Source organism: Streptomyces sp. NPDC045026, assembly GCF_056432625.1.
In genome coordinates this window covers 208,169-230,782 of record NZ_JBWKIS010000004.1, presented here as the reverse complement: position 1 = coordinate 230,782, position 22,614 = coordinate 208,169, and the positions used below count along the sequence as shown (strand labels likewise).

At 67.9% G+C, this 22,614-nt stretch carries 18 protein-coding genes and 1 tRNA gene; 11 read left to right on the top strand and 8 right to left on the bottom strand.

The window, feature by feature from the left end:
- Positions 1-22: 22 nt before the first annotated feature.
- Positions 23-664: a precorrin-8X methylmutase gene (locus tag AC07EJ_RS11620; RefSeq protein ID WP_389476513.1), complete on the bottom strand. Its 642-nt coding sequence runs from the start codon at positions 662-664 to the stop codon at positions 23-25.
- 100 nt (positions 665-764) lie between these two features.
- Between AC07EJ_RS11620 and AC07EJ_RS11615 the strand changes: the two genes are divergently transcribed.
- The 4 genes from AC07EJ_RS11615 (at position 765) to AC07EJ_RS11600 (ending at position 5,178) form a co-directional block, all read left to right on the top strand.
- Complete coding sequence (locus tag AC07EJ_RS11615; protein WP_389476511.1) at positions 765-1,952, top strand: thiolase family protein; 1,188 nt, start codon at positions 765-767, stop codon at positions 1,950-1,952.
- A 31-nt stretch (positions 1,953-1,983) separates the two neighbouring features.
- On the top strand, positions 1,984-2,745 hold the full coding sequence (fabG, locus tag AC07EJ_RS11610) for a 3-oxoacyl-ACP reductase FabG (protein ID WP_389476509.1): 762 nt from the start codon (positions 1,984-1,986) through the stop codon (positions 2,743-2,745).
- A gap of 67 nt (positions 2,746-2,812) precedes the next feature.
- Positions 2,813-4,336, top strand: coding sequence for a long-chain-fatty-acid--CoA ligase (locus tag AC07EJ_RS11605; protein WP_478884120.1), 1,524 nt, complete (start codon positions 2,813-2,815; stop codon positions 4,334-4,336).
- An 86-nt stretch (positions 4,337-4,422) separates the two neighbouring features.
- Entirely contained in the window at positions 4,423-5,178 is a 756-nt protein-coding gene (locus AC07EJ_RS11600; protein ID WP_389476505.1) for a sulfite exporter TauE/SafE family protein, read from the top strand.
- 7 nt (positions 5,179-5,185) lie between these two features.
- Here the strand turns inward: AC07EJ_RS11600 and AC07EJ_RS11595 are convergent, their stop codons facing one another.
- Entirely contained in the window at positions 5,186-7,261 is a 2,076-nt protein-coding gene (locus tag AC07EJ_RS11595; protein WP_393581599.1) for an MDR family MFS transporter, read from the bottom strand.
- 158 nt (positions 7,262-7,419) lie between these two features.
- Positions 7,420-7,929, bottom strand: a complete 510-nt coding sequence (locus AC07EJ_RS11590) for a DUF309 domain-containing protein (RefSeq protein WP_393581598.1) — start codon at positions 7,927-7,929, stop codon at positions 7,420-7,422.
- Positions 7,930-8,077: 148 nt separating this feature from the next.
- Here AC07EJ_RS11590 and AC07EJ_RS11585 point away from each other — a divergent pair.
- Positions 8,078-8,151, top strand: a tRNA-Pro gene (locus AC07EJ_RS11585).
- Positions 8,152-8,306: 155 nt separating this feature from the next.
- On the opposite strand, the gene AC07EJ_RS11580 is transcribed toward AC07EJ_RS11585, so the two are convergent.
- The 5 genes from AC07EJ_RS11580 to AC07EJ_RS11560 all read right to left on the bottom strand — a co-directional run bounded on the left by AC07EJ_RS11580 (position 8,307) and on the right by AC07EJ_RS11560 (position 15,248).
- Positions 8,307-9,218 (bottom strand): glycosyltransferase, encoded by a 912-nt coding sequence (locus tag AC07EJ_RS11580; RefSeq protein ID WP_389476459.1) that lies wholly within the window; start codon positions 9,216-9,218, stop codon positions 8,307-8,309.
- A 95-nt stretch (positions 9,219-9,313) separates the two neighbouring features.
- Positions 9,314-9,859: a hypothetical protein gene (locus AC07EJ_RS11575; protein ID WP_389476457.1), complete on the bottom strand. Its 546-nt coding sequence runs from the start codon at positions 9,857-9,859 to the stop codon at positions 9,314-9,316.
- A gap of 17 nt (positions 9,860-9,876) precedes the next feature.
- Positions 9,877-11,925 (bottom strand): S9 family peptidase, encoded by a 2,049-nt coding sequence (locus AC07EJ_RS11570; protein WP_478884119.1) that lies wholly within the window; start codon positions 11,923-11,925, stop codon positions 9,877-9,879.
- Positions 11,926-11,949: 24 nt separating this feature from the next.
- Positions 11,950-13,755: an ATP-binding cassette domain-containing protein gene (locus tag AC07EJ_RS11565; protein ID WP_389476453.1), complete on the bottom strand. Its 1,806-nt coding sequence runs from the start codon at positions 13,753-13,755 to the stop codon at positions 11,950-11,952.
- Entirely contained in the window at positions 13,752-15,248 is a 1,497-nt protein-coding gene (locus AC07EJ_RS11560) for an ABC transporter ATP-binding protein (RefSeq protein WP_478884118.1), read from the bottom strand. The genes AC07EJ_RS11565 and AC07EJ_RS11560 overlap by 4 nt, the downstream gene beginning before the upstream one ends.
- Positions 15,249-15,781: 533 nt before the next feature.
- On the opposite strand from AC07EJ_RS11560, the gene AC07EJ_RS11555 reads away from it, so the two are divergent.
- From AC07EJ_RS11555 to AC07EJ_RS11530, 6 genes are all read left to right on the top strand, one after another.
- Positions 15,782-16,006, top strand: coding sequence for a hypothetical protein (locus AC07EJ_RS11555; RefSeq protein WP_389476449.1), 225 nt, complete (start codon positions 15,782-15,784; stop codon positions 16,004-16,006).
- Between the two features lie 245 nt (positions 16,007-16,251).
- The gene (locus AC07EJ_RS11550; RefSeq protein ID WP_478884117.1) at positions 16,252-16,572 is read left to right on the top strand and encodes a hypothetical protein; all 321 of its coding nucleotides are present in this window, start codon (positions 16,252-16,254) and stop codon (positions 16,570-16,572) included.
- A gap of 1 nt (position 16,573) precedes the next feature.
- Entirely contained in the window at positions 16,574-18,766 is a 2,193-nt protein-coding gene (locus AC07EJ_RS11545; protein WP_389476445.1) for a YcaO-like family protein, read from the top strand.
- Positions 18,759-20,885, top strand: a complete 2,127-nt coding sequence (locus AC07EJ_RS11540) for a xanthine dehydrogenase family protein molybdopterin-binding subunit (protein WP_389476443.1) — start codon at positions 18,759-18,761, stop codon at positions 20,883-20,885. The genes AC07EJ_RS11545 and AC07EJ_RS11540 overlap by 8 nt, the downstream gene beginning before the upstream one ends.
- Positions 20,872-21,696 carry an FAD binding domain-containing protein gene (locus AC07EJ_RS11535; protein ID WP_393581591.1) on the top strand — a complete coding sequence of 275 codons (825 nt, stop codon included), beginning with the start codon at positions 20,872-20,874 and terminating at the stop codon, positions 21,694-21,696. The genes AC07EJ_RS11540 and AC07EJ_RS11535 overlap by 14 nt, the downstream gene beginning before the upstream one ends.
- A 2-nt stretch (positions 21,697-21,698) precedes the next feature.
- Positions 21,699-22,181: a (2Fe-2S)-binding protein gene (locus AC07EJ_RS11530; protein ID WP_389476439.1), complete on the top strand. Its 483-nt coding sequence runs from the start codon at positions 21,699-21,701 to the stop codon at positions 22,179-22,181.
- Positions 22,182-22,614 lie beyond the last annotated feature (433 nt).

Here is a 22,614-nt window from a genome sequence, read left to right as displayed (position 1 = left end):
CCCCCGGGATGTGCGCCCGAACCTATTCCACCTCGCAAGCAACCGCGTTGACGGCTGCGGCGGCCATCGCACTGCCTCCCCTGCGCCCCCGCACCACCAGATACTCCAGCCCCAATTCCCCGGCATGCTCCACGAGCGCGTCCTTCGACTCGACCGCGCCCACGAACCCGACCGGAACTCCGATCACCGCGGCAGGCGGCGTCGCTCCCTCCCGCACCATTTCCAGGAGCCGGAAAAGCGCGGTGGGCGCGTTGCCCACGGCGACAACCGCCCCGCCCATCCGCTCCCGCCACAGCTCCAGCGCCGCGGCGGAGCGCGTCGTGCCGAGCCGCTCGGCGAGCGCCGGAACCGACGGGTCGGACAGCGTGCACACCACCTCATTAGCCGCGGGCAGCCGCTTCCGGGTGATCCCGCTGGCGACCATGGACACGTCGCACAGGACGGGTGCGCCCCCGCGCAGCGCCTCGCGGGCGCGGACCGCGACGTCCGGGGAGTACGCGAGGTCGCCCGCCAGGTCGACCATCCCGCACGCGTGGATCATCCGGACCGCGACCTGGGCCACCTCCGCGGGCATCCCGCCGAGATCGGCCTCGGCGCGGATCGTGGCGAAGGACCGGCGGTAGATCTCCGCCCCCGACTTCTCGTACTCGAACGCAGTGCTCACGGCGGGGAGCCTATCCAGCGGTCGCCACTTCACAGGGTGCGGGGCCCGGGTCTATAGTCCAAAACTAGCAGTGCTAATTAACTTCCCTCAGGAGCCGCACGTGCGTCCCGTCCACTTCGCCGCCGCCCGCCGCACCCCGATCGGAAAGCTGCGCGGGGCCCTGTCCACCGTGCGCCCGGACGATCTCGCGGCCGGAGTCATCCGCGGTCTGCTCGCCGGTGTCCCGCAGCTCGACCCGGCCCGGATCGACGACGTCTACTGGGGCGCCGCGAACCAGGCCGGCGAGGACAACCGCAACATCGCGCGCATGGCCGCCCTCCTCGCGGGCCTGCCCGAGTCCGTACCCGGCGCGACCGTGAACCGGCTGTGCGCCTCCGGGCTCGAAGCCGTCACCACCGCCGCCCGCACCATCGCCTCCGGCGAGGCCGACGTCGTCCTCGCGGGCGGCTCCGAGTCCATGAGCCGCGCCCCCTTCGTGCTCCAGCGCCCCGACGAGGCGCTGCCGCACAAGATGGAGACGTACGACACACGCCTCGGCTGGCGGCTGGTCAACCCGAAGATGAAGGAGCTGCACGGCGTCCTCGCCATGGGGGAGACGGCGGAGGAGGTCGCCGACCGCTACGACGTCTCGCGCGAGCGCCAGGACGCCTTCGCGCTGCGCAGCCACCACAACGCCGCCGAGGCCCGCAAGAACGGCCTCTTCGACGCCGAGATCCTCCCCGTCACGCGCCCGGACGGCGTCGTCGTCGAGCAGGACGAGTGCATCCGCCCCGACACCTCCCTGGAGAAGCTGGGCGGCCTCAAGCCCGTCTTCCGCAAGGGCGGCACCGTCACCGCGGGCAACGCCTCACCCATGAACGACGGCGCCGCGGGCCTGCTCCTGGTCAGCGAGGACGCCCTGCGCGACCTCGGCCTGGAATCCCTCGGCCGGTACGTCGCCGGCGCCTCGGCCGGTGTGCACCCGGACGTCATGGGCATCGGCCCCGTCCCCGCCACACAGAAGGCGCTCGCCCGCGTCGGCTGGTCCGTCGGCGACGTCCAGGAGGCGGAGTTCAACGAGGCGTTCGCCGCCCAGGCCCTCGCCTGCGTCGACGCGCTCGGCATCGACCCGGAGCTGGTCAACCCGACCGGCGGCGCCATCGCGCTCGGCCACCCGCTCGGCTGCTCCGGCGCCCGCATCCTCACCACCCTGCTCCACCGCATGCGCCGCACCGGCGGCTCGCGCGGCCTCGCCACCATGTGCGTCGGGGTCGGCCAGGGCTCCGCCGTCCTCGTCGAACGCGCCTGAACCCCCGTACAACGTAAGGAATTCGAAGAAGATGAGCAGCAGGTTCACCGGCCGCGTGGCCGTCGTCACGGGTGCCGCGCAGGGGATCGGCGCCGCCACCGCCCTGCGGCTGGCCGAGGAGGGCGCGGCCGTGGCCGTCGTCGATCTCACGGCCGAGCGCGCCGAGGCCACCGTCGAGGCGATCCGCGCCAAGGGCGGGCAGGCGTCCGCGTACGGTTGCGACGTCACCGACCAGGACGCCGTCGAGGCCACCTTCGCGCGCATCCACGACGAACTCGGCGCACTGCACATCCTGGTCAACAACGCGGGCGTCACCCGTGACGGCATGTTCTTCAAGATGCCGAAGTCCGACTGGGACACCGTCATCAACGTGAACCTCAGCAGCGTCTACAACTGCTCGCAGGCCGCACAGAAGTACATGTCGCAGGCCGGTTACGGGAAGATCGTCTCCCTGTCGTCGCGCTCCGCCCTCGGCAACAGGGGCCAGGCCAACTACGCCGCCGCCAAGGCCGGCATCCAGGGCTTCACCGCCACCCTCGCCATCGAACTCGGCCGCTTCAACATCAACGTGAACGCCGTGGCGCCCGGCTACATCGCCACCGCCATGACCGCCGCGACCGCCGAGCGCGTCGGCACCACCGCCGAGGACCACCAGAAGCTCGCCGCCGAGCGCACCCCGCTCGGCCGCGTCGGGCAGCCCGAGGACATCGCGTCCGTCGTAGCCTTCCTCGCCAGCGACGACGCCTCCTACGTCAGCGGCCAGACGCTGTACGTGAACGGCGGCGCGCGCTGACGCATCGCTGAGCTGTACCTGGTTCAGAGCCGCACCAGAAGTCAGTACGGAACGGAGCACCACCCTCATGGCAACCCTGTCCCTCGCCGCAATCCTCGCCGAGTCCGCCCGCCGTCACCCGGACAAGGCCGGGCTCGTGGAGGGTGAACTGCGCATCACATTCAGGGAGTTGTGGCTCCAGGCCCGCAAGCAGGCCGCCGCACTCATCGGACTCGGGGTGCGGCCGGGGGACAAGGTGGCGCTGATGGCGCCCAACGTGGCCGAGTTCCCGCGCGCGTACTACGCCGCGCTCGCCGCGGGCGCCGTCGTCGTCCCCGTACACCTGCTCCTGTCCGCCGGGGAGGTCGAGCACGTCCTGCGCGACAGCGGCGCCACCCTGCTCCTGTGCCACCCGGGTCAGGCGAAGACCGGCGGGGCGGCGGCCGAGGCGACCGGCGTGCACATGCTGACCCTCGGCGAGGGCGGCGACCTGGAGCGGCTCACGCACGAGGCCGAGCCGCTGCCCACGTACCTCACCCGCGACGCGGACGATCCGGCCGTCGTCTTCTACACCAGCGGCACGACCGGCGTCCCCAAGGGCGCCGTCCTCAGCCACTTCAACCTGGTGATGAACGCGACGGTCAGCGCCTTCGACGGCCACGACGTGCGCTCCGACGACATCGCGCTCGGCGCTCTCCCGCTCTTCCACGCCTTCGGGCAGACCGTCTCCATGAACGCGACGTGGCGCGCCGGCGCCACCCTCGTCCTCCTCCCGCGCTTCGACGCGGCCAAAGCCATCGCCCTGATGGTCGCCGAGGGCGTGAACACCTTCCACGGCGTGCCCACCATGTACGTGAACCTGGTGGCCGCGGCGGCAGCGGCCGAGAAGCTGCCCACCCTCAAGGTCTGCGTCTCGGGCGGCGCTTCGCTCCCCGTCGCCGTCCTCGAACGCTTCCAGGACGCCTTCGGCGCCACCGTCTATGAGGGCTACGGGCTCTCCGAGACCTCCCCGGCCGCCGCCACCAACCAGCCGGTCTTCGGCGCGCGTCCGGGCACGATCGGGCACCCCATGTGGGGCGTCGACGTGGAGATCGCCCGCGCCGAGGTCGAGGACCGCGTGGAGCTGCTCCCCGAGGGCGAGCTCGGCGAGGTCGTCGTGCGCGGCCACTGCGTCTTCACCGGATACCTGGGGCGCCCCGAGGCCACGGCGGAGGCCCTCGTCGACGGCTGGTTCCGCACGGGCGACCTCGGCACCAAGGACGAGGACGGCTATCTGCGCATCGTCGACCGCAAGAAGGACGTCATCATCCGCGGCGGCTACAACGTGTACCCGCGCGAGGTCGAAGAGGTCCTGATGCGCCACCCCGGCGTCGCCCAGGTCGCCGTCATCGGCCTGCCCGACCCCGTGCACGGCGAGGAGGTCTGCGCCGTGATCATCCGCAAGCAGGACGCGGGGAGCGCGGCCGCCGGCGCCGACGAGATCACCGAGTGGTCCAAGGAGCACCTGGGCCGCCACAAGTACCCGCGCCGCGTCGAGTTCGCCGACGAGCTGCCGCTCGGCCCGAGCATGAAGGTCCTCAAGCGGGAACTGCGCGCCCAGTACACCGACTGACCCCGGGAGCAGGCAGGGGGTGCCGTCCCAGCATGCGGCGCCCCCTGCCGCCGGGCCGATAGATGGGTCTAGCATCTGTCCCCGGTATGTACTCCATAACCCTCTGGGAATTCGCCGCGCTCGCCGCCGCGGCCGTGCTCGTCGGCTTCTCGAAGACGGCCGTCAGCGGCGCCAACACGGTCAGCCTCGCCATCTTCGCCGCGGTCCTGCCCGCCCGTGAGTCCACCGGCATCCTGCTGCCTGTCCTCATCGCCGGCGACATCCTCGCCGTACTCACCTATCGCAGACATGCTCACTGGCCCACCCTGTGGCGCCTCTTCCCGGCCGTGGCCGGGGGAGTGGTGCTCGGCACGCTGTTCATGGTGTGGGCCGACGACGCCATGGTGCGCACGTCGATCGGGGCGATCCTGCTCCTGATGGCCGCCGTCACGGTGTGGCGCAGACGCCGGGCGGACGCGCCGGAGGTCGAGGAGAGCGCGAGCCGCGCCGGCCGCGCGAAGGCCCGCTCTTACGGCGTGCTCGGCGGCTTCACCACCATGGTCGCCAACGCCGGCGGGCCCGTCATGTCGATGTACCTGCTCTCGGCGGGCTTCCGCAAGCTCGGCTTCCTCGGCACCTCCGCGTGGTTCTTCCTCATCGTCAACTCGGCCAAGGTGCCGTTCAGCGTGGGCCTCGGCCTGATCAACGGGCGTTCGCTGCTCCTGGACGCGGCGCTCGTCCTGTTCGTCGTACCCGGCGCGTTCATCGGCAAGGCCTGCGTGCACCGCATCAACCAGCGGCTGTTCGAGCGCCTGGTGATCGCGGCGACCGTCGTCGGCGGGGCGCAGCTCCTGCTGCGCTGAGCCACCGTCAGGAAGCGGACAGGACCTTGTCCCGGCTCCGCGCCGGCAGGCCGTGCTCCAGGTCCTCGGCCAGCAGCCGCTTCGCGATCGTGTCCACGGCGGCCCGCAGGTCCTTGCCCGGCGGCCTGCCGAGGTCCTTCTCCACCTGCCGGCTCAGCCACGTGCCCCAGGCGTGACTGATCTCGTCCGCCTCGCGCTGCCCGGCAGCCGTGTTCGAGAAGTAGTGGCCGGTGCGCGTCAGATAGCCCTCCTCGACCATGCGGTCGAAGACCGGCACCAGGACCTCGGGCGGCAGGCGGCGGCGGGCCGCGATCATGCCGAGGCTCGCGTGCCCCACCATCCGTGTGAAGAACTCCACCTGCATCACGGCCCACGCGCCCGCGGTGTCGAGCCGCGTGTCCGACTCCTCCAGGATGCGCCGGGCGGTGTCCAGGTCCGTCGACTTGACGATGTCGCCGACGGCCCGTTCGAGCAGGATCGCCGAGTCCCCGCCCTGCGGCGACGCGAAACCCTCGCCCATGTCGGACGACCCCAGCCGCGCACTGTCCCGCAGCTGAACCTGCTTCAGGAAGAGCGCCACGACGAAGCCGAGCAGCGCGACCGGGACCGTCCAGAGGAACACGGTGTGCAGCGTGTCGGCGTACGCCTCCACGATCGGCTGACGCGCCGGGGCGGGCAGGCGGTGCAGCCCCTCCGGGCTCTGCGCCGCCCTGGCGATCACGGCCGGCCGCGCGACCCCGGTCCGCGCCGCGGCGGCGACCCCGTCGGTGAGGTTCGTCTTGAGCGTGTTGGTGTAGATGGTGCCGAACACGGCCGTACCGAAGGAGCTGCCGAGCGTACGGAAGAAGGTGACGCCCGACGTGGCCGTGCCCAGATCCGCGTACTCGACGGTGTTCTGCACGGCGATCGTCAGGACCTGCATGCACAGGCCGATTCCGGCGCCGAGCACGAACATGTACAGCGACGCGAGCCAGGCGCTGGTCGAACTGTCCATCAGGGACAGCAAGTACAGCCCCACCGCCATGATCAGCGAGCCCACGATGGGGAACAGCCGGTACTGGCCCGTCTTGCTGACGACGTTGCCGCTGAACACCGACGCGAGCAGCAGACCGATCACCATCGGCAGGGTGCGCACGCCGGAGACCGTGGCCGAATCGCCGTCCACGTACTGGAGATAGGTCGGCAGGAACGTCAGCGCGCCGAGCATCGCGAATCCCACGATGAAGCTCAGCACGGAGCACACCGTGAACACCGGATTGCCGAACAGCCGCATCGGCAGCATGGGTTCCTCGGCGCGCGTCTCCACCCAGCAGAAGCCGGCCAGCGCCACGAGGCCGAGCACGAACAGGCCGATGATGGTGGGCGAACCCCACGCGTACTCGTTCCCGCCCCAGCTCGTCGCCAGGATGAGCGCGCTCGCGCCGACCGCGACCAGCGCGATGCCGAGATAGTCGATGACGGGACGGACCGCAGACTTCACGACGGGGATCGTGCGGGCCGCGGCGATCACGACGAGGATCGCGATCGGTACGTTGACGTAGAACGCCCAGCGCCAGGTCAGATGGTCCGTGAACAGGCCGCCGAGCAGCGGTCCGATCACGGTCGCGACCCCGAAGACGGCGCCGATGGCCCCCTGGTACTTGCCCCGCTCCCGCAGCGGGATGACATCGGCGATCAGCGCCATCGCCGTCACCATCAGGCCACCCGCGCCGATGCCCTGCACCGCGCGCCACGCGATGAGCAGCGTCATGTTCGTCGAGAGTCCGCACAGGAACGAACCGGTGATGAAGACGATCGCCGAGACCTGGAAGACCACCTTGCGCCCGAACAGGTCACCGAACTTGCCGACCAGCACCGTGGCGACGGTCTCCGCGAGGAGGTACGCCGTCACGACCCACGACATGTGCGCGGCGCCGCCCAGATCCGACACGATCGTGGGCAGCGCCGTGCCGACGATCGTCTGGTCGAGCGCGGCCAGCAGCATGCCCAGCATGATCGTCACGAAGACGACGTTGCGGCGCCGCCGGTCCAGCACGGGCGGCTGCGGCGCCGGGGGCTGCACGGTCTCCGTTGTGGTGGTCACCCGGCCAGCCTCACATCGGGAATCGAGGTGCGCATGGTGGGCCGGTACGGATGGGTGGGCCTTGGACCGGTGTTCGGGGGCGGGCGGGGTTCGTGGTTCGCTGCGACTTGTGCGGGGCTGGGCGCGCAGTTCCCCGCGCCCCTCACCGGGCGCGCACCCTAGTGTCCGTGCAGGCTTGGTGCGCGCGTTGCCGCGTCGACCGGGGTGTCCGTCCGTTCCACCTCAGCAGCCAGGTCGGTGGCCCACGCGGTCAGCGTCACCGCGTCGATTCCGTAGGGGCTGTGACGGCCCGTGGTCTCGGTCCACGTGGTGACTCCCGCCGCACCCCGGCGCAGGAGGCGGGCGCCGCCCGACGTGTTGCCGCGGGCCGCATGCGTCAATCCCACCGCCAGCTGCGCCAGAGCACGCCACAGACCCCGCTCCCCGTCCGGTCCCGACTTCCACGCGTCCTCGAACACCTCGTGCGCGTGGAACGGCCTGCCCGCATCCAGCAGATCCTGCGCTTCCGTGACCGTCTCCTCGGGGGCCCGCACCACTCCCTCCGGCTGCCGCGCCACCCCCTCCGCGCCGTACGGCAGCGGACGGCCCAGGCCGTCGCGGGGGCGCGCGTTCCGGGCCCGCCCCTCCTCGTCACGGTCGCGGTCCCGGCCACTGCTCACGTCACTCATGCCTCGATTGTCCCGCGCCGGGGTCCGGCCGTCCGGGCACGGTCCGGCCGCTGCCCCCAGGCCCCTCGCACCGGCTACGGACCACCCCTGAGCTTGGGGTATTGTTCTTTCTGCGCCGCCAAGCGGAACACCCGCCGGGCGGCGCGACCGGGACGTGGCGCAGCTTGGTAGCGCACTTGACTGGGGGTCAAGGGGTCGCAGGTTCAAATCCTGTCGTCCCGACAGTTCGAACGTCGCAGGTGAAGGGCCGTTTTCATAACGGCCCTTTTTCTGTTCCCGGACGCGCTCCGTGGCGTCACTGGGAGTGCGGACTCCCTTCGCACCTGCTGCCCGCTCAGTTGCCGCGCGAGCACGGCGATCTGGGCCGTGTACCGCGTTCAGGCCGGCGAATCGTCGAACACCGGTCCCAGGCTGAACCGGTCGATGATCCACTCTCTGGGCCTGACGCGAGTTCTTTCCAGCTCTTCGCGGCGGTGCAGCGTGTCGCTGCGGATGAACCGCGTCATGGCGTCAGGGAACTCGCGAATTCGTCTGATTCTTTGAACGAATGCCGTAAATCGCTCATCCGGAAGATGGAGGGCGGCAACGCGCAGCTTGTTGTAGATGAGCATTCCGCCGTCCGACGTGACACCGGCATCGGACTTGAAGGCGTGGCGAACGGCGACATCTGGAATCGCGAGACACTTCAATCCCATGGCCCACAGGCGCAGCGAAATCTCGACATCTTCCTCCCCCCATGTGCCGAGCTTTCCATCGAAGCCCTGGGTACGTTCCAGGACGTCGCGGCGCATGGCCATGAACCCGCCGGGAAGCAATGGCACCTCGTAGGCGGCAGTGCCGGCTTTCGACAGCCAGCGCCAGTTGAGCGACGGGTCGCCTGTCGCCCACGTGCCGCCATAGCCTATTCGTGAGTCAGCCTCCATTCCTTGGATGCCGGGCGATACCGCCCCCACATCTTCTGCCTTGAGTTCATCTATGAGCTGCGCTGCCCATCCCGGGGGAACTCCGATGTGCGCATCGGACCACACGACGAAATCACCGGTAACGAAAGTCGCACCGAAGTTCTTGGCCCGTGCCACTCCGAGCCTCTTGTCGGGTCGCACCACCTTCACGATGGAGGGGAACTCGCCTTCCGCACTTCCGTCTGACGACTGATCGTCGACAATGATTACTTCTCGTAGCGTGATGCCCGTCCCGAGGTCGCCGTCGACGATCTCGGAGACCGTCTGACGGAGCCGGCGCCCCTCGTTCCGGGACGGCACGACGACACTCAGGGTCTGATTTCTCATGGTCACATGCCTCATCTTCAATCGAACGGGCGGAGGAGGTCAGGATATTGCGCGGCAATAGACTCATCCATTTCGCATTCCCTTGTCCGGGAGCATCAGACCGGGTCTACCGTGAAATCCAGGGGATTTCTCGGTGTCACCCATTCCCGTGACAGCGTGCCGCCTGGCGGTAGGCTCGCCCATTCGTCCACCAGTGCACCCAGCTGCTCGGCGATCTCCGAGAAGTCAACGGCCAAGATTTCCTTGCGAAGATCCTCGTAGCTCCGTCCGGCAAGAGCGCGACATTCCTCCGCGTCCTTGATGTGGCCGTCGGGATAGGAGTCCTCAACTGCGGCGACCATGATTTCTGCCTTGTAGAAGCGGGCGCCCGCGTCCGCCCTGACTGCAGCGGAGATCTCTGCTGCAGCATCTTCGTCGCGTCCGTTGAGTATCTTCATGCCGTCGAACAGGGCGCCGCGTGAAACGCAACCCCAAAAACCCCAGTCCAGGGAAAGGCAGCCCTCGATGGCGATATGCGACAGTTCGTGCGGCAGGGTGTGGTCGTGGTCTGTCTCGGCCACGAGTACCTCGACTGCGCCAGCCTCGATACGGGCGGTCGCAAGGTACCCACCGGATTCCTTCTTGGTCAGGCTGATCAGCATTTGAGACTCCCATCGAATCAAGAGGTGAGGCCGAGGGCACTCTTCAGGAACTGCATTTCGAGCGGCAGCACATTCTTGATCACCGCCTGGTCGGCGATCATGTGGTTGAGGCCGGGGAGGGGGAGAACGGTGTGAGGACGCCCGGCAGAGGTGAGTGCGGCAGACAGGCGCAGACTGTGGGCTGCGAAGACGTTGTCGTCCGCCAGGCCGTGGATGAGCATGAGTGGACGTCTCAGGCGGGGTGCCAACGACGTCAGTTGGCTCTCCTCGTACGGTCCGGGACTGTCGTCAGGGTGTCCGAGATAGCGCTCTGTGTAGTGCGTGTCGTACAGGCGCCAGTCGGTGACCGGGGCTCCGGCTATCGCTGCATGGAAGATGTCACCACGCTTCAGGACCGCGAGCGCTGCCAAGTAGCCTCCGAAGGACCAACCGCGTATGGCCACTCGACCGAGGTCCACAGGGAAGTGCTCCGCCAGGGCATGCAGGGCGTCGACCTGGTCGGTCAGCGGCACCTCGCCGAATCCCCGAGCTATCTCCTTCTCCCATGCCGGACTTCGCCCCGGGGTGCCGCGTCCGTCCGCCACGATGACGACGAACCCTTGGTCGGCGAACCACTGCGAGGTCAAGTGGGCGTGGTGCGTTGCCACAGCCTTCTGAACGAGCGGGCCCCCGTAGGGGTCCATCAGGACTGGCAGCGGCGGTCCGCCGACCTCGTATCCGGAAGGCATGAAGACCGCGCAGGGAATTCGGCGTTCGCCTGCCTCGGTCAGGGTCGGCCGCGCGGAAATACAGGGTTCCTGGGCCACGGAGCTGATGCGCGTGCCAGTGCCGTGGAGCCAGGCTGAACGCCCGGGAGGATCCAGGGTGCTTGACGTCAGCAGCGTCACGTCTCCGGATCGCAACCCGGCGTGGACCCCCGGGATCGCTGAATGCTGTGTCGTCACCCCGGCGTCGTCCACGCTGTAGACGTGGACCTCACCGATCGACGTACGGGGTGATGCTGAGAACAACAGCGGACCTGGGCCTGCGCTCAGAACAGCGCGCACGTGCAACTCGGAGGCGGTTACCCGTTCGCCGGCGACGGTCAGGTGCCGCGAGTCCGCGTCGTCCGAGATCATCACCAGACGGCCCTTCGAATCCCACGACGGCACGCCGGGGAAGATGTCGCACCAGGTGTCCGAAGTCCGCTCGTGAAGGACCAGGGTGGTCCCGTCGGCAGGGTCGATCTGCAGGACGCACTCCCGGCGCTGGTCACGGGACTGCACCAACATGAGCGGCGGCCCCCAGACACTCCAGCACACGGCAGCGAGGTAGGGCAGTTGCGCCCTGTCCCAGACCACGGGTGTTCGCCCGCCGCCGAGGTCGAGGACGGCCAGGGTGACGCTCGCATTCGGTGTGCCGGCTACCGGGTACGAGACGGCTCGAGGACGTTCGGCGGGTGCGCCGGGGTCAGCTACCCACCACTGACGGATGGGGGCGGTGTCGACATGCGTGGCCAGGAGCCTGTCACTGCGGGGACTCCACCAGAATCCGCGCAGGCGCCCCATCTCTTCGCGGGCGATGAACTCGGCCAGTCCCCACGTGGTGGTGTCTCCCTCGGGCTTGGCCAGGGTGCGGTCGTCGGTCCCGTCAGCAGCAACGACGCGGAGGGCACCGTTGGAGACGTACGCGAGGTGGGAGCCGTCGGGGGACAGGCGGGGGTCGGCCACCGGAGCGGCGGTGGACACACGACGCGGGGCGGCCTGGGGCCCGAGGAGGTCCACCAGCCGGACTTGGCCCTGGAAGAGGAAGGCCGCGCGCGTCACCTCCTCGTCGACGCTGTAACCACCGATGCCCGGCTCGGTGCCATGTTGGCCTTCCGCCATGGTGCGGGGGTCAGCGACGAGTCGCTCCACTCCGGGATCCATGTCGTATACCCATAGCCCGGTTGTCGCTGATGTTCCCGACATGGACCTCAAGAAGACCAGGCGCTTCTGGTCCGGTGAAAGGGAGAAGGAGTGCGGGGCGCCGAGCGTGAAGCCCTGGGTGGTGTGGAGCTGTTCGGGAAAGTCCTTCGCCGAGCGCATGAGTTCCTTCCTCTCGTGGGCCGGTCAGTCGAGGGCGTAGGCAGCTGTTTGCATGCCGTAGAGCTCGGCGTAGCGGCCGTGAGCGGCGAGCAGCTCTTGATGTGTGCCGTGCTCGACCAGCGTGCCTTTGTCGAGGACGAGGATCAGGTCGGATCCGGCGACGGTGGAGAAGCGGTGGGAGACGATGACGGTGATGGCTCCGGTGTGGTGGGCGAGGTAGCGGGCCCGTTCCATGTAGCGCTCGAAGATGGCGTGTTCGCTGGGGGCGTCCAGGGAAGCGGTGGGCTCGTCCAGCACGAACAGCAGGGGAGCCTGGCGCATGGAGGCCCGCGCCAGGGCAGTCTTCTGCCACTGGCCTTCGGAGAGGTCGACCCCGCCGAAAGCCCTGCCGAGCGGGGTGTCGAGTCCGTCGGGCAGGCGTTCCACGATTCTTTCGGCGTCCGCGGCCCTGATGGCGTCCGCGATGCGCGTGGCGTCGGCGATGTGGGCAAGGTCGCCGAGCCCGACGGCCTCGGCGAAGGTGGTCTGCGGGTAGCGGCCGAAGTCCTGGTAGGCGGCACTGGTGCGGGCCCGCCACTGCTCGGTGTGGAGGGCGGTGAGGTTCGTCCCGTCGATGAGGATGCTGCCGCTGTCCGGCCGGTAGAACTTGCCGAGGAGTTTGATCAGTGTGGACTTCCCCGAGCCGTATTCACCTACGACCGCCACTACAGAACCGGCGGGCAGGGTGACGCTCACGTTGTCCAGGGCGGGGCGCAGCGTGCCGGGGTAGGTGTGGCTGACGCCCTTCAACTCGATGCCCCTGCCCAGTGCTTGGGGTGGGGGGAGGGTTCCGCGGGCTCGGGCGCGGTCGGCATCGGCGTAGGTCTGCAGCCAGAGGTAGGGCTCGATCACGACGCCGGCACTCATCGTTCCGGTGAACTGGCTGACGGCGGCTTGGACGGTCTGCTGCAGCGACGCGGCGAGGGTGACGGTCATGACCACGTCGCCCAGGGTGGAGCGACCTGCGGCGGACTGGGTGACGACGAGGGCGAGCATGGCAGTGAAGCCGGCCGTGAAGGCGGCCCAGCCCAGGAACCTCCACAAGAACGCATGCATCCGGGCCCTGAAGCGCTCGCCCACCATGGCGTGCCACGCCTGATTCTGATGCTCGAGGAGCCGGTCGGTGGCACCGCTGACGCGGATCTCCTTGCTCGCGGCCACGTCGGTGGCCAGCTCGAACAGGCGTCGCTGGAGACGGAACTGCTCGGCCGTGGCGGTCTGGGCCCGGTTGAGCAGGCCACGCGCATGGGCGTCGCACCACAGGGGCACTGCCGCCAACGCGAACAGGCAGAGCAGCCAGGGCGAGACGCTGCCGAGCAACAGCAGCACGACGGTGAGCTGGAGAGCCGAGAAGAGTGTGCGGACGGCGGTCCACATTCCCGCCACCAGCTCCCACGACGAGGTGCGGAGCAGGCCGATGCGGTCCAGGTAGTCACCGCGCTCCATGTGCTCGGTGCTTTCGAGTGTGGCGACCTCGTGGGTGATGCGGCCGGCCAGCCAGGCGGGCCCGATCTTCTCGACCACGAGGAAGTTGCCGACCAGGTCGCGCAGACGCGCGGTCACCAGCGTCGCGGTGGCTGCCACAGCCGCTCCGCAGGCCCCGATCAGGGCCTCGGCCGTGTCACCGTACGCGGCGCCGTCGGCGGCAGCGCGCAGGGCGAGCGCCATTCCCACGCCGGCCAGCAGGACTACGGTCTCCACGGCGAAGTTGACGGCCATCAGCACCGGGGCACGCTCGCGCGTCACCCGCAGAATGTCCCACCAGAAACGTACGTACCGAGCACTGTTCACCGCGCCTCGCCCTCCTCGATCCGGTCGTCGTAGCCGGAACGGAAGCGCTCGGCCTGGATCGTGAACAGACGGGCATAGCCGCCGCCCTGCGCCATGAGTTCGTCGTGCGTGCCGCTCTCGGTGACCCGTCCGTCGTCGAGCAGAACGATGCGGTCGGCGTCGCGGACGGTGGACAGCCGGTGAGAGATCAAGACGATGCCGGCGTCGCCCCGGCGGTCGACGATCCGGTGGAAGACGTCGAACTCGGTGCGCACATCCAAGTGCGCGGTCGGCTCGTCCAGGACGAGGACATCCACTCCGCTGCGAACCGCGTACAGGGCGCGTGCCAGTACCACTTGTTGCCACTGGCCGCCGGACAGGTCGACTCCTCCGGTGCGGGAGCGCGACAGTGGCGTGTCCCAGCCCTCGGGCAGTCCCGCAAGCAACCCGGCGAAACCCGCGTCCTCGGCCGCACCCTGGAGTCGGGCGTGATCGGCCGGGGAATCCGCGCGGCCCAGGGCGATGTTGTCCGAGACGGACAGGGGGTAGCGCACGAAGTCCTGGAAGACGATGGCGAGATGACGCCGCCACTGGGCCGGATCGAGGTCGGCGATGTCTGTCCCGTTGGCGGTGATACGGCCCGAGGTCGGGCGGTACAGGCCACCAAGGAGCTTGATCAGAGTGGACTTTCCGGCCCCGTTGAGACCCACGACGGCCAGCAACTCGCCGGGACGCAGGGCCAGGTCGAGGTGGCTCAGGACAGGCCGGTCGGTGCCCGGATAGCGGAACGAGACATCCTCGAACCGAATGACGAGCGGGCCCTCCGGGATCACAGCGGCCTGGGTTTGCGGCGCATTCCCCTGGCCGCTTCCCAGTTCCTGGCCAAGGTCCTCCACGGCTGTCAGGCCCGGCAGCGCACCGTCGACGTCGAGCGCATCCGTGTAGCTGAGGGCGCTCAGTACCGACCAGGCTGCCGCGAAGAGGGCCGTCTGTGTGGCAACAGTGCCTGGCCCGTGCACGGTGTCCCACATGACCAGGAGGTACGCGAGGATCAGTGGTGGTCCGACGATGGCGGCCACCAGCCACTGCCGTTTCGCACTGCGTTCTCCGGCCGCCCAGGTCGGGGCGCACTGAGCCAGAGTGTGCTTGCGGGACTTGTCCGTTGCCCAGTCGGCCAGGCCGAACGTCCGGACCTCCTTGCCCTCGGTCCACTCGGTGGCGAGCTGGGTCCAGTGCCGGGCATGGATCTCATCCATGAGGCCGGAGCGGTCCAGGGCCAGCGTCGCGGCGAACTCCCGCCGCCACATCCACTGACAGAAGAGAGCCGGCAGGAGCACGAGCGCAACCAGCCACCAGGCATGGACGGCCAGCACCAGGCACGAGGCGAGCATCCCCAGGTAGCGGACCGTCAGATTCAGCTGAGCCAAGGCCCCTTCGCCCGGAGTGCGTTCGCCCCAGAACTCACGCTCGCCCCGGGCGAGCCGCAGCAACTGACGCGTACGGGGGCGTTCCAACGCATCGATCGTGGCGCTGCGCGAGACCAGGCGGACCACATCGGCTCGGTGATGACCGTCGATCCTCTGGGTCGCCAGATACGTGAGCGGGCCGGCGAGCTCCTGAGCGATCCGGCCCAGGAGAAAGGCGCCGCCAAGGAGTAGGAGAGGCAGCAATGTCGAGTCGAGGATGGCATTGCGAGGGCCATTCAGTAGTTGTTCCACCAGAAATCCAGTGGCAATTGCCGTGCCTGCTGGGACCAGGGCGCCGACTGCCTCAACTGCGGCAACCATCGCGGCCAGTGTGAATCCAGCATGCCGAAGCGTTCGTAGCAACAGAATCCGCTTCCCAACCGACGCCACGGCGTGGCCCTCCCTCACCAAGATCGGTGGCGACTCTGGCAGATGAAAGGGCAATACCGCAAGGTGTCGTGCCAAGTTACGTGGTGGAAGGTGACTGAAAGGATGCTGAAAGCCCCGGCGATTAATATCCACCCTCGCCAGTACGACCACGCGTGGTGGCGTCATTAATCCTGCGAGCAAAGGAGACTCACGTGCCGACTGCCGCACAGCTGACCTGGGATGAGCCGGCGGAGGCCGTCGTTCCCGGTCACCACACGACGGCCGCGTTCACGCTGGGCTGGGATGAGCCGGCGGAGGCCGTCGTTCCCGGTCACCACACGACGGCCGCGTTCACGCTGGGCTGGGATGAGCCGGCCTCGGACGTCGTCCCCAACAACCACACGACCGCGGCGTTCGCCATCGGGTGGGATGACTAAGTAGCACCCCGCCTCGAACAGTAGGGAAACGCGAATTCATGGGGCGGGGATCGTCTTCGAGGGCGCGCTCCGCCCCATGGCATGTCGAGTGATGAGAGGCGAGGCAGATGGCTGGGTGGAACAGTCTTGCGGCGGCGGATCCAAGGCTCGCCAAGCTGGGAACCAAGTTGATCAGCGCGACGGGACGGGCATTCCTTGCCACTACGCGAAAGGACGGAAGTCCGCGCGTCCATCCGGTATGCCCGGTGATCACGCCCGACGCAGTCTACGTGGGGATTATCAAGGAGTCGCCCAAGTATCAAGACTTGCTGAGGGATGGCAGATACGTATTGCATGCTGTACCTGGGCCCGCAGACGCAGAATTCTGGATCGAAGGAAGAGCCAGGTTTCTTGGCGTTGCAGAGCATGACGCGCTCCGCGAGAGGATTCAAATCCTCAACGCGGCTGCCGCGGGCACCCTCTTTGAGCTCGATTTGGCCAGCGCACACGGCACCATATTCAGTCCGGGGGAGAACAACACCCCAATTCCGGACCGTCGTCACTGGCACGCGGAGAGGAACAGCTGACGTGGAGTATCTGACCTACGTGAGGGTAGTGGCGGTTGACGCCGAGTCCAGCGTCGTCACCACAGCGTCCCGGCGCAGCTTCCGCGTGCCGCTCGGCCGGGACAGGACGATAGAGCTCATCCGCTCCCTGGAGCAGCCAGTGCGGACGTTGGCCGAGCCGGAAGGCGATGCCGCTCTTCTCGATCAGCTGCGGAACCTGCTGGAGCAGGGGGGCAGTCTGGCGCGTATGGGCGGGCACCGGCTGCACGCGGCCGAGAAGATCTTCGTGACCGGAGAGCGTGAGCTGTGCGAATCCGTTCTGGACGCGGGAAGGCTCGGGCTGACGTATGTAGAAGCCGGACGTTTCCTTTCGGACCACTCAGAGCACAGTCTGTGCGAAGGTCCGGTGCTGGTTGTGGCTGCAGGGACGGACGCTCCTCTGTTCCGAGATCTCGGCGTCCGGCTGGAACAGATGGGGAAGACGTGGTTGCCCTTCGTCCTCCAGGAGGGCATGGGCTGGATAGGGCCTCTGCTGGGCGGCGAACGGTTGCGGGTGACTGACCTGCTCGGGCGCCTGACTGCGAACGCGCCGCAATTTCCAGCGGAATCCGGCCCTGTCGTCGCTCTGGGGCGATGGGTCGAGCCCGCGCCCGAGGAGCTGGCGTGGATGGTGTCCCGTGCTTTGGTGGAACTCGCCCATTGCGTGAATGGCGAGGCCACCCCCATTCAGAGCCACCAGGTCGAGCTGGATCCGTCCACCCTTGAGACCCGCAACCACCTCGTCCTGCCGATCCCGAAGGAAACCGAAGATCCAGCCGCGCTTGGTTCGGTGCTGCCTCAAGCGTCGCCTGCCCTGACGCCGTCGGATCTGATCGACAGCAGGACGGGCGTAATCACCGAGGTGAGGCGCATTTCTCACCATCCCTCGATACCGGGTGATCTGGTCACCGTGCACGCTCACGTCTCCAAGCTCTCGCGCGTCACGCCGTGGAAGACCGATCCGGTGGCAGCCGGCAGCACCTTCGGATCTGAGGAGCAGGCAACAGCCGCAGCTGTGGGAGAAGCCGTGGAACGCTATGCGGGCAACATCATCCGCAAGGACCTCCTGCGAGAGGCCACTTGGTCCGAGATCACCGCCGGCAGGGAAGAGGCCCTCGATCCACAGGAGTTGGTCCTGTTCTCCGAGCGGCAGCATCGCGCTCCCGGTTTCCCGTTCGCCCCTTTCACCCGTTCTCTTCGGACGTACTGGGTTGAGGGCGAGTGTCTGTCGGACGGCAAGAGAGCGTGGTTGCCGGCGAGTCTCGTCTACCCGAACTGGAACTCCTCCGAGTTTGCCGGCTCGCCTTACACCAACAACACGTTCTACCCGGGCATCGCGGCTGGACCCAGCCTCGACTTCGCCCGCGCGTCCGGCATCGAGGAGATCATCGAACGGCACGCCACGATGGTGTGGTGGGCGCATGCGCAACCGTTGCCCGCGGTGGCGGCGCCCAAGGGCCTGATCGACTATGCGGGGAGGGAGGCTGGTGGTGAGCGCCAGAGGCGCTGGCTCATCCCCATCGACAACGAGTTCGGCGTGCCGGTGATGGCCGGCGTGGTGGAGGACATCGTCGACCGGATCCTGACCGTCGGGTTCGCTGCGAGGGCGACACCCCGTGAGGCGGCACTCAAGGCATGGGCGGAGGCGTTCACGTTGCAGGACGGTGCTCGCGACCTCGACGACCCCCGAGGTGGCTACCGCCAGTCCGCCGCACGCGGCGAGGTTCTTACGACATGGACCAAGCCCTGGCGCGAGGACAGGCGCTATCTCGACGCATATCGCGGAGACTTCCATGACATGGGAGACCTGATGTGCCAGTTGCAGGTCTATCTCGACCCCCGTGCTGCGGACCAGGTCCGTCCCATTCTGGAGACCGAGGAGTCGCGCGATTTCGCGGAACTTCCCAGTCTCCCGGATCGGTCACTGCGTACCTATCAGTCCCTCGTGGAGGCCCGCGGTTACCGGGTCTACTCCATCGACCTGACCACGCCGGACGTTGCCGCAACCGGTATGGCCGTCGCCCGCGTGCTGGTCCCCGGACTCGTGCCCAACTACGCCGCAGCCTTCCCCTTCCTCGGCCGCGGGTGCCTCCAACGCGCGGCCGTGGAGCTCGGCTGGCGTGACACGGAGCTCGACGAGAGTGAGATCCACCTCTTTCCGTTGCCTCATGCCTGACCCGCGCGGGATACGGGCCAAGTTCGCAGGCCGGCACTGCTTCCTGGACGACATGGCATTCGACGGGCAGTTGTGGGCAGCCGTTGTGCGAAGCCCTCATCCGCGCGCTCGGGTGCTCCACCTGGACACAGAGGATCTCCTCGGCCGCGCGGGCGTAGTCGCTGTTTTCCGGGCGGGTGACGTACCTCGGACAGTGTTCAATCCTGCGGCGCTGCCGGACGACTCCAGGCTGTCCAGGGCACGGGACAAAATGCTCCTGACCGATGGTCCGCGCCACGTGGGCGACGGAGTCGCCGTTGTGGTGGCGACGAGCCGTCAGGGAGCGCGGGATGCCGCATGCACGGCGCGGGTGGACTGGACCGTACTGCCCGCCGTGCTGACACTGGACGAGGCCTTGGCTCAGCGAACGTTCATGGGGCAGGTGCGGTATGGCGAGCAGAGCGTTCTCGAACGATTGGAGCGTTGCGAGGTCCAGGTTTCCGGTACCTACGCCTTCGACGGTGCGGCCCATTCGAACCTCGACACCCACTCATGTGCGGCAGTTCCGTCCGACGACGGTCGCGTGACGTTGTGGACCAACACCCAGAACCCGACCGAGATCCACCGCTTGGTCAGCGAGGTTCTCGATGTGCCAGCCGACCTCCTGCGGGTCAGGAAGGTGGACGAGGGCGGAGGGTTCGGCGCCAAGCAAGAGATGTACGAAGAGGCACTGGTGACGTGGTTGGCACGGAGACTCGGCCGAACGGTCCGCCTCACGTACACCCGGCGGGAAGAGCTGAATGCCGGCCGTATCAGGGGCGGCGGACGGATCGCTGTGCGCCTTGGGTTCGACGCTGCTGGGCTGCTTGTCGCCAGTAGCGTCAAGGCGGTGTTGAACTCAGGTGCGTACGCGTCGCACACGCCCCATGTACTGAGCGGCATCTGTGGACACCTCCTCGCCGTGTACCCAAAGGCCCGCCATCACTACGAGGGGCGTGCCGTCGCCACGCACACCGTTCCGGCCGGCGCCTACCGGGGCTACGGGGTGGCAGAGGCCAACTTCGCCGTAGAGCAGGTGATGGACGTCGCTGCGGACCAACTCGGCCTCGACTCCGTGGAACTGCGTCTGCGTAATGTCCAACCAGCCATGGCAGCGTGCCTCACATCTGTGGCGCGGGCCCGTGATCCTGACACAGCGCCTGGCTCGAAGTCCCTTACCGGTACGGGCTATGCGATCGCAGCCAAGCACAGCGTGACGTCCCTGGCTCCGCCCGACGCGAGCCGCTGTGACATCGCAATGGGAGAGAACGGACGACTGAAGCTCTTCACCGGAACCTGTGACAGTGGCACGGGTTCCAGTTACGCGCTGGCCCGCATCGCGGCCGAGATCATCGGCGTGCACCAGGATGACATCGAAGTTGTCGAGGGCGATACCGACCAGGTCGTTGACCTGGGCAGCACGGGACAACGGAGTCTCTTCGTGGGGGGAGCCGCGACTCGCGACGCGGCCGAAACCTTCGTGAAGAGCGTGCTCGATGCGGCCGGTGGCAGGCTGGGGATGCAGCCCCGGTCCCTGGCCCTCGCCTGGCCGGACGTAGTCGATGTGTCGACGGGACAGAAGCTGATCGGCGTTCCCTCACTCGACCTGGCCGAAATCACGGTCTCGGCCACGGGTGTCGTCACACATCCTGGCGCCAGCTACTGCGCGATGCGGGTCTCGGTGAGCGTGGAACCTGAATCAGGGCTCGTCACAGTGCAGGACGCGTTCATGACGGTCGACTGCGGCCGGGTCGTCGACATCGCATCTGCGCGCGGTCAAGTCATCGGCGGCATTGCGCAGGGGATCGGCCTCGCGTGTGTGGAGGCCTGGAAACCAGGCACGCAGGGGTGCGGACCGTCCGGCATCCATGAGCACGGGGTTCCCCGGGCGGGCGATGTTCCCACAGTGCGTGTGGAGTTCGTGGATGCGAGGAGTGGACAACCGAGCGGCCTGGGTGAGCTTCCCCTGGTACCTGTCATGGCCGCGGTCTCGAACGCTGTCAGCAATGCCATAGGCGTTCGGTGTCGGACCGCGCCCATGCGGCCCGGTGACGTGTGGGAGGCTCTCGCGCCCCATCGGAGGCACCATGAAGACTTCTGACGCCCCTGCAGCTCCGCAAGTACGGAGGCCCACCACGGTGGAGGAGCTCGCGGCGCTTGTGGCAACCAACCCTGGCGTCACGGTTTTGGGCGGCGGCACGCTGGAAGTACCTCGGTGGGCCGATCCGAGTGTGAGGCCGGCACGGGTCGTGCTCCTGAACGACGTCCCCGAACTGACCGTCGTGGACACGGGGTTGTGTGGCGCCGGAGTCACACTGGCACGAGCGGCAGGCCACGCGCGGCTCCCCCTCGCCCTACGCCGGGCGGCGCGATCCATAGCGGGGCCGGCCCTCAGATCAACGGCGACTGTTGGCGGAAACGTGGCTGGGGTGTCGCCGGGGTGCCTCGCCGTCGCTCTTCTCTCACTCGGAGCGGAGGCCGAGGTCCTCCAGCGGGACGGCAGCCGGACCTGGAGGGAGCTGGCGCGGCTGCTTCAGGGGCCGAACCAGGATGGCTACGTGATCCTCGCCTTCCGGTGGCCGGGCACACCTGAAGCCTCCTCCTTTCGAAAGGTCACTCAAAGCGCAGGAGGCGGCGTGCCGTTGGTGACGGTGTCCGTGTCCGTGTCCGGCTTCAACGGGGAGCGGAAGCTGTGGCGTGCCGCTGTCGGCGGCCGAGGCTTCCTCCCACAGAGGCTGCCGGAGCTGGAGCACCAGCTGGCAGCGGATCCCAACGCGAAGAGCCTTCCCGAGCGACTGGTCGGACCTCAAGACATCGAGTTCCGTTCCATTGGTGACGAGGGCGCCCGACGGTTCCGGGTCGCACTGATCGAGAGACAGGTGCGGGCCGCGGTGCTGAGTATCTGGGAGTGAAGGTGGCCGAGGAACCGATGAAGGCAAACGTTGACGGCAGCTCAGTCCTCATACCTACCGATGCACGCCGACTACTTGACTGGCTGCGCGAAGACCTGGGCATCACCACCGTGAAGGCAGGATGTGAACAAGGGCACTGCGGCGCATGCACGGTGCTGGTGGACGGTGTGCCGGTACTTGCGTGCACGACGCTCGCGGTGACCTTGAGCGGCGCGAGTGTGGCAACCGCGGCGGAGGTCTCCAGGCAGGCAGTTGGGGCGCGACTCGTTGAGGCGTTTGCGCAATCGGGCGCGGCGCAGTGCGGCTTCTGCTCCCCCGGCATGTTGTGCGCAGCGGCTGCCTACGTGGCTGACCCTCGCCGAGCCGAGTCGACGCGCGAGGCACTGGCGGGCAACGTCTGCCGTTGCACGGGATACATGCAAATCGTGGAGGCCGTGGAAGAAGTCAAGGCACACGGTGCCCCGGACCGTGCCCCGGACGTTTGAGTCACGCGCGACGGTGAGCCGATATGGCTTGAACATTCGGATTGGCCTGTCAGCAGAGAGCCGGACGGCCGTACCGTGCAACTTGGGGAGTAAACAGGCAAAGGCGGCTTGTGATGTCGGCCTCGAGCACGGTCCGGGCGTCGATTATTGGCCACGGTAGGGTGGTGCGGACCAGATCTAAATCCTGTGTAGCCTCTTCAGGCTGGTTGTTCATTAAATGAAGCAAGTGCTTCCAGCCACCTAGGCGAGATCTCGTTGCCCGCCGGATCGTAACCGCTTACTATCTCCGAATGGCTGATGGCGAACCACTTGGGCGAGGCCGGAACGGCGCCCCGGGATAGGCACCTCTGGGGCCGGCTGGGAGATGCGGTAATGCCGTGTGTGTCGGGTGACTCGGACTCTCGAAAGCTACGTATTGACGAAAAACGGGGGC